Below are 13,236 nucleotides of genomic sequence, written 5' to 3' on the forward strand. Positions count from 1 at the left end.
GCCCGTGCTACGCATGACGCTGATCCGCCTGTTGTCGGTGGTACCGGTCCTGTTCGGGATCTCCGTGATCTCGTTCCTCGTCATCCGCATGATCCCCGGTGACGTGATCAGTTCGATCATGGGCCAGGATTTCGGAGACCCGGCTGTCGAGGCCGAGTTACGCCGCTACTTCGGGCTGGACATGCCCGTGCACGAGCAGTTCCTGCGCTGGCTCGGCGCCCTTCTCCAGGGAGACCTGGGCACCTCCATGCGGACCGGCCAGCCGGTCCTCGAAGAGATCATGCAGCGCTTCCCGTCGACACTGCTCCTGGCGGTCTCGGCGCTGGTGGTCTCGATCCTCATCTCGATCCCGCTCGGCGTCGTCAGCGCCACCAAGCGCAACGGGCTGCTCGACGCGGGCACCCGGATCGGCTCCCTGATCGGGCTCTCCCTGCCGAACTTCTGGCTCGGCATCCTGCTGGTCTACGTCTTCTCGGTCTCGCTGGGCTGGCTGCCCTCGCAGGGCGCGGGTGAGGGAGAGGGCTTCTGGGGCAGCCTGAAGTACCTGCTCCTGCCCGCCGTCACCCTCGGCGCCAGCCTCGCCGCCATCAGCATGCGGATGACCCGCTCCAGCATGCTGGAGGTCCTCAACCAGGACTACGTGCGGACCGCACGGGCCAAGGGGCTCGCCGAACGGGTCGTTGTCGCCCGGCACGCGCTGCGCAACTCGTTGATCCCGGTGGTCACCGTCATCGGCATCCAGGCCGGCGCCCTGCTCGGTGGGACAGTCATCGTCGAGCAGGTCTTCGCCTGGCCGGGCCTGGGCACGATGGTCATCCGAGGGATCAGCCAACGCGACTACCCGGTGGTCCAGGGCACCCTGCTCTTCCTGGCCTTCTTCTACGTGGTGGTCAACCTCGTCGTCGATCTCCTGTACACCTACCTGGATCCGAGGTTGCGCAGTGGTCACTGAAGTCGCCCCCGACCGCCCCACCCGGCGTCGGGCACAGGAACCCCTGGCCCGGGCCGGTCGCCGTACCGCCCAGGTGCTCCGGCAGATCATGCGGGACCGGGTCGGTGCGATCGGCCTGGTCATCGTGGTCCTGATGACCGGGGCTGCGGTCCTCGCCCCGCTCATCGCGCCGTACGACCCGACCGCGATGTCCAACCAGCGCCTCGCCTCGCCCAGCGGAACGTTCCTGCTCGGTGCCGACGAGGCCGGACGGGACCTGCTCAGCCGGGCACTCTACGGCGCCCGCACCTCGTTGACCGTCAGCCTGATCGTGGTGACCTGCGCCGGGGCGATCGGCGTCCTGCTCGGGCTGCTCGCCGGTTTCTACCGGGGCTTCCTCGACGCGATCATCACCCCGGCCACCGACATCATGTTCTCGTTCCCCACCCTGCTGCTCGCCCTCGCCGTGGTGGCCGCCCGGGGTCCGGGCACCGAGAACCTCATCCTCGCCCTGGTCATCGTCTTCATCCCCAGCTTCGCCCGGATCGTGCGGGGCACCGCGATGAGCATCCGGCGCGAGCCGTACGTCGAGTCGGGGCAGGCGGTCGGACTGAGCAACACCCGGCTCATCCTCAAGTACATCCTGCCCAACTCCATCGCCCCGATCGCGGTGCAGTTCACCACCAGCCTGGCGTACGCGATCCTGATCGAGGCGTCCCTGGGCTACCTCGGGCTCGGCGTCCAGCCCCCGCAGCCGTCCTGGGGCTCGATGCTGTCCAACGGGAAGTCCTTCATGGAGATCTCGGTCTGGCCCTCGGTCGTGCCCGGCATCTGCATCATGATCACCGTTCTCGGCTTCAACCTGCTGGGCGACACCCTGCGTGACGCCCTGGACCCCCGCCTGCGCGGCAGGTCCAGCCGCTGACCGACACCACGACCAGCCCGACCCCCCGTACGGCCGGCGACCGCACCGGCCACGAACCGGGCCACCACCCGCGACCGGACCGGCGTCGAACCACGCGCCGGTCCGGTCGACTACCGGCAAGGAGCACCACCGTGGAAACCGTCGACGAGCACCTGGTCCGCCGGCTCACCGAATGGTCCACGGGCCGTCAGGTGCCGGCCGAGCCCAGCCCGGAGGTCGACGTCGACCCCGGGCTGCTCCTGGCCTACCTGGACGCCCAGTTGCAGAGCCGACACCTCGACCTGGCACTGCGCTGGTTGCAGTCGCAACGGGAGGGGTTCTACACCATCGGGTCCAGCGGCCACGAGAGCAACGCCGCGGTAGCCCTGGCACTGCGCCCCACCGACCCCGCCCTACTGCACTACCGCTCCGGTGGCTTCTACGCCGCCCGCGCCGGACAGGTCCCCGGCACCACCCCGGTCGCCGACGTGCTGCACTCGGCCGCCGCGTCCCGGTACGACCCGATCTCCGGCGGCCGACACAAGGTCTTCGGCCACCGGGAACTCAACATCGTCCCGCAGACCTCCACCATCGCCTCCCACCTCCCCCGCGCCCTGGGCATGGCCTTCGCCCTCGGCCGGGGCGTACCGGGTGGGAACACCGGGTACCCGGCCGACGCCCTGGTCGTCGCAAGCTTCGGTGACGCCTCGGCCAACCACTCCACCGCCGCCGGGGCGTTGAACGCCGCCGGTTGGTGCGCCCACCAGGGCCTCCCCCTGCCGCTGCTGCTGGTCTGCGAGGACAACGGCATCGGCATCAGCACCCGCTCGCCCCGGGGGTGGATCGCGCGTACCCTCTCGGCCCTGCCCGGCGTGGAGTACGTCGCCGCCGACGGGACCGACCCGGCCCGGCTACTGGCCACCGCCGTCGAGACCGCCCGGATGGTCCGCACCGAACGGCGTCCGGCCGTCCTGCACCTGGGCACCGTACGGTTCATGGGGCACGCCGGGTCCGACGCGGAACTGGCCTACCGGACGCAGGCGGAGATCCTCACCGAGTACGCCCGGGACCCGATCCTGGCCACCGCCGCCCTCCTCGCCCGGCGCGGGATCCTCGGCCCCGCCGACGTCCTCGCCCGGTACGAGGAGACCCGCGAGCAGGTGATGGAACAGGCCCAAGCCCTGCCGGGGCGGGTCCAGCGGCTGGACAGCCCGGCTGCGGTCACCGCGCCGCTGACCACCCGACGGGTGGCCCAGGTGGCCACCGCGGCCCGGCGGCCCGGCACCGACCGGGAACGACTCTTCGGTGGTCGGCTCCCCGAGGACCGGGGTCCGCTCACCCTGGCCCAGTCGATCAACGCGGCGCTGCACGACGCGCTGCTGACCTGGCCGCAGGCCCAGGTCTTCGGCGAGGACGTGGCACGCAAGGGCGGCGTGTACGGCGCCACCCGGGGGCTGCGGCGCGCCTTCGGCGCCGACCGGGTCTTCGACACCCTCCTCGACGAGCAGACCATCCTCGGGGTGGCGCTCGGCGGGGCGCTGGCCGGTGCCCTGCCGATCCCGGAGATCCAGTACCTGGCGTACCTGCACAACGCCGAGGACCAGCTCCGGGGCGAGGCCGCCTCGCTGCGGTTCTTCTCCGCCGGGCGCTACCAGAACGGCATGGTGGTACGGATCGCCGGACTGGCGTACCAGAAGGGGTTCGGGGGGCACTTCCACAACGACAACTCGGTGGCGGTGCTGCGGGACATCCCCGGGCTGGCCTTCGCCGTGGCGTCCCACCCGGCCACCGCCCCCGCCCTGCTGCGCCAGTGCCTGGCCCTGGCCGAACAGGAGGGACGGGTCTGTGTCTTCCTGGAACCCATCGCCCTCTACCACCAGCGGGACCTGCACACCGACGGCGACGGCGGCTGGCTCGCCCCCTATCCCCCACCGGCGGACTGGGCGTCGACCCCGCTGGGCGAGGTACGGACCATCCGTGACGACGGCACCGACCTGGCCCTGGTCTCCTTCGGCAACGGCGTACCGATGAGTCTCCAGGTCGCCGACACCCTGGCCGCCGAGGGTGTGCGTACCCGGGTCGTCGACCTCCAGTGGCTGGCCCCGCTCCCGGCGGCGAGCCTGGTGGCCGCCCTCGACGGGGCGTCGCGGGTCCTGGTGGTGGACGAGACCCGGCACAGCGGTGGGGTCGCGGAGGCGGTGGTGGCCGCCCTCGTCGACGCCGGACGCACCGGGCCGGTCGCCCGGGTCAACAGCGTCGACAGCTACGTCCCGCTCGGCCCCGCCGCCGACCAGGTCCTGCTGGGCACCGCCGACATCCTCACCGCCGCCCGCGCACTCCTGCGCTAGTCCTCCCCGCACGAAGGAAGGGTCCCTTCTCAACGCATAGCGTCGGGAAGGGACCCTTCCTTTCGACCCGTCCGCCCTGCGGCGCGACGACACACGCGGGCGGACGGTGGCAGACGGCGGCGGTCCGCGCGTCGGGAGGACACGCGGACCGCCGTCGGGTGGTGGTGCCCGGTCAGTAGCCCAGGTCGGGCTGCCGCTTCAGGCCCAGCAACTGCTCACCGGCCCGGTAGCGGTCGAAGTTGGCACAGAAGTCGGCGTAGAGCCGCTGCACGTTGCCCGATCCCCGGAACGAGGTGTGCGGGGTGATCGTGGTGCGCGGGAGATCCCACAGCCGGTTCTCCGCCGGCAGCGGTTCCTCCTCGAACACGTCGAGCACTGCGGCACCGATCCGTCCGGACTGCATCGCCTCGACCAGGGCGTCCTCGGCGATGAGCGCGCCCCGACCGACGTTGACCAGGACCGCTGTCTCCTTCATCGCGGCGAACCGCTCGGCGTCGAAGAAGTACCGGTTCTCGCTGGTCAGCGGCATGGCGAGGACCACCGAGTCGGCCTGCGGCAGCAGGGCGAGGTGGTCGGCGTACGCTTCCACCCGCTCGAACCCCTCGGCCGGGGTCCCGGCCCGGTTGACGCCGATGACCTCGACGCCCAACGCGCGGGCCCGCCAGGCCACCTCCCGCCCGATCGCCCCGGTGCCGAACACCACCATCGTGCTGCCGATGACGTCCTGGGCCACCACCCGGACCCACTCGTGGCGTTCCTGCGCCGCGCGGTACTCCGGAAAGGCCCGCGCGTGCAGCAGCACCGCCCCGATCACGTACTCGGCGATCGGCACGTTGTACGAGTTGGGGGACCGGGTGTAGATCAGTCCCTCGTCGAGCCGGCGGTGCCAGGCGTCCCCGCCGACCCAGTCGAAACCGGCGGCGGTGATCTGCACCCACCGCAGCTTCTGACACTTGTCGAGCAGCACGTCGAAGAGGTCCTCGTTCATCGCGCTGCGCAGGATCACCTCGGCGTCGAAGTACTCCTCGCGGGCCGGCTCGTCGTCGGCCACCGCCGTGAACCGGCAGTCCGGGTACCGCTCGTGCAGCTGCGGCAGCAGCTCGGCGAGGTTCGGGGTGATCAGGACGTGTGGACCGTCGGTCACGAGGACCCCTTCGCCTGCTCCGCCCGCTTGGTGTAGCTCAAGCCGCCCTTGGCCCAGTTGTCGTGCGAGACCTCGTAGAGCAGGACGTGGGTGTTCTCCCGGGGGGAGCCGTACTTGACCAGGACGTCGGTCAGTTCCGCGATGATCGCGTCCTTGGTCTCCTGGTCACGGGGGCTGATCTCGGCGCGGATGATTGCCATGAGTGTCAGTTCTCCTTGGTCGTCGCGGTGCCGGCGAAGTCCGGGTTGCGGTCGTACTCGGCCTTCACGGCCAGGTAGGCGAAGGCGTGCTTGACGTTGGTGGCCAGCACCCCGTCGAAGACCTCACGGGCCTTGTCGATCTCGCCGTTGTAGTAGTGCCAGTTGCCCAGCCCGTAGCCCTGGGTGACGGTACGCAGCCCGTCGCCCTCGCACATCGCCCACAGCTGGTCCGAGCTGATCTGACCGGTGTAGAGCTGCATCCGGCCCTCGTACCCGACGAGGTGGTCCTCCTCGACCAGCTCGATCTTGCGGAACCGGTCGAGCACCTCGTCGGCCTCGGCCGGGCGGCCCAGCCGGCGCAGCGCCATGTACTGCCAGTCCTGCGAGGCGACGGTGCCCTCCTGGTGCCGGGAGGCGCGCTCGGCCTCCCGGAAGCTGGGCAGGCAGCCCTCGAAGTCACCGAGCAGGTACTGGGCGACGCCGAGGTGGTACCAGACCGAGGTGTGCAGCGTGGTCAGGTACCTGTCGAGGGCGGCCGGGTCCTGCGCGGCCATCGCCTCGCTGAGGTGCTGCGGCCGTACCTGCTCGGGCCGACCGAGGATCAGGCTGACGACGTCCTTCTCCACCTCGACCTGGTACATCTCGTACTCGTCCTCGACCTTGTCGAGCTGGTCGGCGGCGGTACGCAGGTCCTCGACGGCGCCGGTGTAGTCACCGATCGAGATGCGCCGGTGGCCCCGGAAGCGCAGCAGCCGAGCGCTGCCCGGGTCCTGCTCCAGCGCCTCGGTGAGCAGCGCCACCGACTCGGCGTGCTTGTTGAGGTAGCCCTTGAGCCGAGCGGCGATGATGTAGCGCTCGGTCAGCGATACGGACGTCATGGGCCTGCCTTTCGTCACAGGTGGTGGCCGGAAGAGCCGGCGGGGGCGCCGGTGGGCGGCGCCCCCGCCACCGCAAGGTCAGCGGTCGAGCCAGATGTTCTTGTAGAACCGGTACGTCGGGGTGGCGTCGCCCCGGTAGCCCATGACGTCCTTCTGCACCACGTCGTAGTCGGCGTTGAGGAAGGTCATGGCCACCGGTCCCCGCTCGGCGAGGATCTTCTCGGCCTGCTGGTAGATGGCGGCGCGCTTGTCGGAGTCCATCTCGGAGCGGGCCTGCACGATCAGGCCCTCGTACTCCTGGTCGCTCCAGTTGCCGTAGTTCAGGCCGCCGCCGGACAGGAAGCTGGCGGTGAACCGCTCGTCCGGGTCGTAGGTCAGACCGAACCCGGACTGGTACATGTCGAAGTCCCCGGACTTGGTCCGGCTGTCGGCGATGGTGGCCTCGACCGACTCGATCGTCACCTTGATGCCGATCTTGGCGAGCTGCTGCTGCTCGACCTCGGCCGACCGGACCTGGAACGCGGAGGTGGCGATCACCATCAGCTTCGCCTCGAAGCCGTCGGGGTAGCCCGCCTCGGCCAGCAGCGACTTGGCCTTCTCGATGTCCGGCTCGCCGTACACCGGCTCGGTCAGCGCGCCGAACCGGTCCGGAGGCAGGTAGCCGGAGTTGAGCGGGGTGCCGAACCCGGAGTTGGCGACGTTGAGGATCTCCTGCCGGTCCAGCGCCAGGAAGACGGCCTGCCGGACCTTGACGTCGTCGTACGGGGCCTTGGAGGTGTTGAGGCGCAGGTGCAGCGAGAGCGAGCCGGAGCCGCCGTACCACTTCAGGCCCTCGTCACGCTTGAGGGCGTCGATGAACTCGGGCGCGGGCCGCCAGAGGAAGTCGACGGTGCCGCTACGGACGGCGGCCGCCCGGGCGTTGTCGTCGGGGTTGAAGGTGAAGTCCAGCCCGTCCAGGTACGGCACGCCGGGCTCCCAGTACCGGTCGTGCTTGTCCAGCTTGATGGCCTGGCCGGTGACCCGGGAGGCGAGCTTGAACGGACCGCTGCCGCCGTCGACGCTGCCGTTGAGACCGCCCTCGGCCTCGACCACGGTCCGGTCCACGATCGAGGACGCGGCGGTGGAGAGCAGGGTCAGGATGGCGGCGTTCGGCGTGGCGAGGGTCATCTCGACGGTACGCTCGTCGACCGCGTTGACGGCGGTGATCCCCTCGTAGCTGCGGGCCCGGGGGGCCCGCGTCTCCGGGTTCTGGATCCGCTCGATCGAGTACTTGACGTCAGCCGCGTTGACCTGGCGACCGCTGTGGAAGTACGCGTTGTCGCGCAGCTTGAACGTGACCTTCTGGCCGTCCTCGCTCTGCTCCCAGGACTCGGCGATCCCCGGCTTGATCTCGCCCCGGTAGGACTGGACCAGCGACTCGTAGATCTGCTCGTTGATGACGAAGGCCGAGGTCTCCGACATCTTGTGCGGGTCCAACTCCTGGGCGTCCAGGCGGATCATGATGCTGAGCCGGCCGCCGGGCTTCGGGTCGCCGTCCGGCTGGGCGTCGTCCTCCAGCCGCACGTTGCCCATCAGCCCGTCGTTGCCGCTGTCCCCGTTATTTGTCGACGGCGGTTCGCCGCCGGAGCAGCCGGCCGCGAGCGCCGCGACGACGCCCACCGCCAGCACCCTGGTAAGAATTCGAGATCGCATGGGTCTCCTTGGCTGGTGTCTCTGTCAGCACTTACAGGTCACGCCGGCTTCCACGTCTCCCCGTAGACCCGAAGCCAGTTGGCACCGAGGATCTTGGTCACGTCCTCAGGCGAGAAGCCGCCGGCGAGGAACGCCTCGGTGAAATTGGGGAAGTCCGAGGCGTCGTCCATGCCGATCGCCCGACGCTCGTTCCAGCCGAAGTCGCCGAGGAGGTTCTGGTGCTCCTTGGACTTCGACTGCGCGATGGACTTCAGCTGGGCGATCCGCATCGGCTCGGTCCACGTCTCGTCGTAGTCGGTGGCGATGGCGACGTGGTCGATGCCCGCCACCTCCACCACGCGGCTGACGTGCTCGACGAAGCGGGTGAGGTCGGGACGCCGGGACGGGGCGTCCGGGTAGTAGAGGAACCCTGACAAGGTGGTGATACCCATGACGCCGCCCTGCTCCCCGAGGGTGCGCAGGTATCCGTCCGACTTGGCCCGGATGTGCGGCGACATCGCGTCGCAGAAGGAGTGCGTGACGACGACCGGCTTGGCGGAGGCCTCCATGGCGTCCAGCCCGGTGCGTTCGCCGCAGTGTGAGACGTCGACCAGGATGCCCAGTTCGTCCATCGCCTGGACGAAGGTCCGTCCCCGGTGGGTGAGCCCGGGGTCGACCTCCTCGCCGCAGCCCGCACCGAGCAGGTTCTGCCGCTGGTAGGTCAGCTGCAGGATGCGGACACCCAGGTCGTAGAAGGTGCCGAGCAGGTCCAGGTCGACACCGATCATCTCGGTGTCCTGCGGGCCGAAGATGACGGCTTCCTTGCCCTCGGCCTTGGCCCGCTCGATGTCGGCCACGGTGAGCGCGAGCAGCACGTCGTCGGGGTGCTCGTCGATCCACCGCCGGCACCGGTTCACCTGACGGAGGGCGGTGACGGTGTCCGCGTACGGCGTGGTGACGGTGTGGTTCACCGCTGTCACCCCGCCCCGGCGGATCCGGTCGAGGTGGGCGTCGCTGAGTTCGATGACCGTACTTCCGTCCACGACAGTGGCGGAGGTGTGCAGTTCGGCAGCCGACGTGGTGGTGGCTTCCGGGGCGGCAGTGTTCACGTGGTGTTCTCCAGCATCCCGAGATCGGAAGATGCACGGACTGTACGAGGAACGCCAGTTCATGTCCATAGAGTTGACGAAATCGTCGCCCAACTCTTTGAGAACGACGAAATTCGTCGTAAACCGGGATCGACAGAGATGACCGTGCGGGGTTCTCGTCCCACCGACCACCCGGCTGGGGTTTTTGCCAGGAAACGGTGCTGACCAGGGCGGACTGCCACCACTGTGGGGTCGCCCGGCCCGGGGTGGCCACAGGCCACACGGACCCCTCCCACCGCCGGGGCGTAGCATGTGCCGACGCGCCGGACAGTCACACCTGCGGGCCGGAGGACACGAGAGCGGGCATGACGAACCACGACGACGACGCCGTTCTGGTCGCGTCCCTGTCCGACCGACTCACCGGGCTGACCTTCACCGACCGCACCACCGAGCAGGTCACCGCGCTGCTCGTCGACACGATCGTCGACTGGGGCCGCGAACACCGGTGGCGGGTCTACCGACGCGCCGCGAGCGTCGTACCCCTGCCACCGCCGATGTCCGGGCAGCACTCCGTCGTCGACGTCGCCTGCGCCCGGCCCGGCGCACCGCCGATGGTCTTCGAGGTCGACCACACCGACCGTCGCCGTACCGTCGACAAGCTCCTCGCCGAGGCCACGGCGGGGCGGACACCGATCTGGGTGCGGTGGGGCAGCCGGGGCTTCGCCACCCCACCGGAGCCGATCCGGATGGTCACCGTCGCGGTCACCGCCCGGACCGACGACCAGGGGGTACGCCGGCACTCCCGGCGGGTCGTCCGGGACCTTCCCCCACCCCGGCACCAGGCCGAGGCGATCACCCCCGCCACCCCGGACTCCCTCTTCGAACCGGGGTGACGATCCGGGTGGTCACCGGCGGACCGGTCGACCGTCGCGAGGAGCCCCTGCGCCTCTGCGACGGGCGTCAGGGACTCTCCCACCTCGACTCGATGGTGGTGAATCCGCCGCCCGCCCGAGCCGCCGAGGCGATGGCGGTCAGCACTTCCAGCACGTGCAGACCACGTGCCCCGGTCGCCTGCGGGGGACGGCCCGCCAGGATCGCCTCGGCCATGTCGACCAGGCCCATCCCCATGAACCCGTCCGACTCGTGGGGGCCCGGGAGCACCTCGGCGAAGTCGCTACCCGCGTTCTTGAGCAGCACCGGGCCACCCCAGGAGTTGGCCTGGGCGGCGACGACGGTGCCCTCGGTGCCATGGATCTCCAGGTGCGGCGTCAGTGTCGCCGCGACGTCGAAACTGGTCACCAGCATGCCCACGGCCCCGCTCGCGAACTCCAGGACGCTGTTGACGTGGGTGAGGGTCTCCACGGCGAAGGTCGTCCCCGCGCGCGGCCCGGTCAACACCACACGCTCGGCCCGCGCCGACGCCCCCAGTGCCCCCACCCGGACGACGGAACCCATCAGTGCGGTCAGGACCGAGAGGTAGTACGGGCCGATGTCGAACAGCGGCCCGGCCCCCTCCTGGTACAGGAACTCCGGCTCCGGGTGGAACCGCTCCGGACCCGGGTTCATCATGGCCGCGTTCACCGAGGTCGGGGTCCCGATCGCCCCCTGGGCGAGGAGGGCCGCACAGGTCCGCGCCCCGGCACCCAGGAAGGTGTCCGGGGCGGTGCCGACCCACAACGACCGGGCCCGGGCCGCGTCCAGGATGCGGTGCCCGTCGGCCATGGTGGTGGCCAGGGGCTTCTCCGTGTAGACGTGCTTGCCCTGCGCCAGGGCGCGCAGGGTCACCTCGGCGTGCACCCTGGGCGGGGTCAGGTTGAGCACCAGGTCGACGTCCGCAGCGGCCAACAGCGCGTCGACCGAGTGCACCTGCGGCACCCCGTGGGCCTGCCCGAGCGCCCGGGCCCGCGCCGGATCGGCGTCGGCGCAGGCGACCACGGTGACCGCCGACCGGCCCGCCAGGTTGGCGAGGTACCGGGAACTGACGTTGCCGCATCCCACCACCCCCACCCGGACCGTACGCGCAACAGCACCCATGTCAGGACAGCCGGACTTCTCGACCGGTCCGCGCCGACTCGTAGATCCCGTCGAGCATCCGCATGACCTCGACACCGTGGGAGACCGGCGCCACCGCCTCCGCCTCCCCGAGGCACAACGAGACGAAGTGCGTGATCTCGTTGCGGAAACCCTCGGCGAAGTCGAACGAGAGGTGGTCGATCTGGGGTCCCACGTTCAGGACGGTGTCGTGCATCTCGGTGGCGATACGCAGCTGCGGTTCGAGTTCCGCGCCACCCCGGTCACCGAAGACCGCCACTTCGAGGCGGTCTTCGAGGGCGTGCAGGGAGTAGCTCGTCTCCAGGGTCAGGGACGCGCCGTCGTCGAACCGGATGAGGGCTGCGGCGAAGTCCTCGACGTCGCTCTGCGTGGGGTCGTAGTCAGCGACCTTGTACCGCGACAGGGACGTCACGTTGGCCCGGTTCCCCAACGGGGAGTGGGTGACGGCGCTGACCGTCACCGCCTTCGGGGTGCCCATGAAGTACCAGCACAGGTCCAGTGCGTGCACCCCGATGTCGATGAGCGGCCCGCCACCGGACCGGGCGCGGTCGGCGAACCATCCACCCGGGTTCCCGATCCGCCGGATGTTCGTCGCGCGGGCGTGGTAGACGTCGCCCAGCAGTCCGTTGTCCACGAACGACTTGAGGACCCGGGCGTTCGAGCCGAACCGCCTGACGAAGCCGACCTCCAGGTGCCGTCGGCTCCGCTCGACGGCCTCCACGAGCGCCTGGGTCTCACCCGCCGTGCGGCTCAACGGCTTCTCCACCAGGACGTGCTTGCCGGCGTCCAGGGCCGCCGTGGCGATCTCCGCGTGGGTGTCGTTCCACGTGCAGATGCTCACCGCGTCGATCTCCGGGTCGGCGAGCAGGCTGTCGAGCGTGGGGTGCACCCGGGCCACGTCGAACGTCTTGGCCTTCTGCGCACTCCGTTCGGGATTGAGGTCGTACACCCCGACGAGGTGGACGTCCGGGTTGGCGGCGTACGCGGCGAGGTGCATCTCCGCGATGCTTCCCACGCCGATGACGCCCACACCGAGCCTGCTCACCTGGCCGCCCCCACCTCGGCGAAGAGCCGCTTCGTGTTCGCCAGACCGACGGTGTTGGCCATCAGGCACTCCTCGATGCCCTCGAACTCGATGGAGACGAAACCGTCGTACCCGGCGGCGAGGACGCCCTGCACGATCCGGCGCATGTCCAGGTCGCCGTAGCCGACGATGGAGCCGAGCAGGTAGGTCCCACCGAAGGTGTGGTGCCAGCCGTCGCCCGGGAACTGCGAGCGGACGTAGAAGTCCTTCAGGTGCACGATGCTGGCGTACGGGGCGTTCTCGGCGACCGCCACCACCGGGTTCTCGTCCACCGACATGAAGTTGCCGACGTCGAGGGTGGTCTTGAAGTTCGGCTCGTCGACCAGGTGGATGAGGCGGCGGACCCGCTCACCACCGTTCATCAGCAGCCCGTGGTTCTCCACGCTGGTGGTGATCCCGTACTGGGCGGCGTACTGGGCGATCTCCTTGCACACCGCCACCATCCGGGGCATCAGCGCCTCGAAGTCGGCGACGTCCTTCGCCCGGTGGGCCCACTTCGCGACGTCGTGCCGGAAGAGGGTGATGTCCAGTGCGGCGGCCACGTCGATGTGCCGCTTGACCCGCTCCATGTGCTTCTGGGCGTCCGGGCCGAGCAGGTCGGCCGGGACGACGAGGTTCGACAGGGTCACACCCTGGTCGGCCGCCCGGGTCTTGATCTCCTTCACGAACCCGGGGTCCTGGTCGAGGGTGGAGGTGTCGTTGGAGATCTCGGGCGACAGCGACACCGTCGCGATCTCCATGTGGGTGGCGTCGCTGGCACCGATCCAGTCGATGACGTCCAGGAGGCTCATCTTGCCGGTACGCAGGTGCTGGTAGAAGGAGTACGAACTGAAACCGAACTGCACGGGATGTCCTTCTCTCTCGGGGATGGCGGGCTGGCGGTCCTCACAGGGACGGCGGGGTTCCGCTGGGGTGGCGGGGTTGCGCCCCGTCGGC

At 69.9% G+C, this 13,236-nt stretch carries 12 protein-coding genes; 4 read left to right on the forward strand and 8 right to left on the reverse strand.

Annotated features, from left to right (window positions below; genetic code table 11):
- Positions 1-13: 13 nt before the first annotated feature.
- From nikB to WHN02_RS25835, 3 genes are all read left to right on the forward strand, one after another.
- Positions 14-952 (forward strand): nickel ABC transporter permease, encoded by a 939-nt coding sequence (nikB, locus tag WHN02_RS25825; protein WP_434741238.1) that lies wholly within the window; start codon positions 14-16, stop codon positions 950-952.
- Positions 942-1,856, forward strand: coding sequence for an ABC transporter permease (locus tag WHN02_RS25830; protein WP_350897343.1), 915 nt, complete (start codon positions 942-944; stop codon positions 1,854-1,856). The genes nikB and WHN02_RS25830 overlap by 11 nt, the downstream gene beginning before the upstream one ends.
- A gap of 131 nt (positions 1,857-1,987) precedes the next feature.
- Positions 1,988-4,183 (forward strand): thiamine pyrophosphate-dependent enzyme, encoded by a 2,196-nt coding sequence (locus WHN02_RS25835; RefSeq protein ID WP_434741239.1) that lies wholly within the window; start codon positions 1,988-1,990, stop codon positions 4,181-4,183.
- Positions 4,184-4,355: 172 nt separating this feature from the next.
- On the opposite strand, the gene WHN02_RS25840 is transcribed toward WHN02_RS25835, so the two are convergent.
- From WHN02_RS25840 to WHN02_RS25860, 5 genes are all read right to left on the reverse strand, one after another.
- On the reverse strand, positions 4,356-5,327 hold the full coding sequence (locus WHN02_RS25840; RefSeq protein WP_434741240.1) for a D-2-hydroxyacid dehydrogenase: 972 nt from the start codon (positions 5,325-5,327) through the stop codon (positions 4,356-4,358).
- Positions 5,324-5,527 (reverse strand): tautomerase family protein, encoded by a 204-nt coding sequence (locus WHN02_RS25845; protein ID WP_350897341.1) that lies wholly within the window; start codon positions 5,525-5,527, stop codon positions 5,324-5,326. Before WHN02_RS25845 ends, WHN02_RS25840 begins: the two co-directional genes overlap by 4 nt.
- Positions 5,528-5,532: 5 nt before the next feature.
- Positions 5,533-6,405, reverse strand: a complete 873-nt coding sequence (locus WHN02_RS25850; protein WP_434741241.1) for a tetratricopeptide repeat protein — start codon at positions 6,403-6,405, stop codon at positions 5,533-5,535.
- Between the two features lie 78 nt (positions 6,406-6,483).
- Positions 6,484-8,097: an ABC transporter substrate-binding protein gene (locus tag WHN02_RS25855; protein WP_434741242.1), complete on the reverse strand. Its 1,614-nt coding sequence runs from the start codon at positions 8,095-8,097 to the stop codon at positions 6,484-6,486.
- A gap of 38 nt (positions 8,098-8,135) precedes the next feature.
- Positions 8,136-9,185, reverse strand: a complete 1,050-nt coding sequence (locus tag WHN02_RS25860; protein ID WP_434741243.1) for a dipeptidase — start codon at positions 9,183-9,185, stop codon at positions 8,136-8,138.
- Between the two features lie 344 nt (positions 9,186-9,529).
- On the opposite strand from WHN02_RS25860, the gene WHN02_RS25865 reads away from it, so the two are divergent.
- Positions 9,530-10,057 carry a hypothetical protein gene (locus tag WHN02_RS25865; protein ID WP_434741244.1) on the forward strand — a complete coding sequence of 176 codons (528 nt, stop codon included), beginning with the start codon at positions 9,530-9,532 and terminating at the stop codon, positions 10,055-10,057.
- Positions 10,058-10,124: 67 nt separating this feature from the next.
- Here WHN02_RS25865 and WHN02_RS25870 read toward each other — a convergent pair whose 3' ends face one another.
- Genes WHN02_RS25870 through WHN02_RS25880 form a run of 3 tightly spaced genes read right to left on the reverse strand, consistent with a single transcriptional unit; the run spans position 10,125 to position 13,145 of the window.
- Complete coding sequence (locus WHN02_RS25870; protein ID WP_434741245.1) at positions 10,125-11,198, reverse strand: Gfo/Idh/MocA family protein; 1,074 nt, start codon at positions 11,196-11,198, stop codon at positions 10,125-10,127.
- 1 nt (position 11,199) lies between these two features.
- Positions 11,200-12,261, reverse strand: a complete 1,062-nt coding sequence (locus WHN02_RS25875; RefSeq protein ID WP_434741246.1) for a Gfo/Idh/MocA family protein — start codon at positions 12,259-12,261, stop codon at positions 11,200-11,202.
- Positions 12,258-13,145 carry a sugar phosphate isomerase/epimerase family protein gene (locus WHN02_RS25880; protein WP_434741247.1) on the reverse strand — a complete coding sequence of 296 codons (888 nt, stop codon included), beginning with the start codon at positions 13,143-13,145 and terminating at the stop codon, positions 12,258-12,260. Before WHN02_RS25880 ends, WHN02_RS25875 begins: the two co-directional genes overlap by 4 nt.
- Between the last annotated feature and the right edge of the window lie 91 nt (positions 13,146-13,236).

The organism is Micromonospora sp. SH-82 (genome assembly GCF_051132485.1).
GTDB lineage: Bacteria > Actinomycetota > Actinomycetes > Mycobacteriales > Micromonosporaceae > Micromonospora.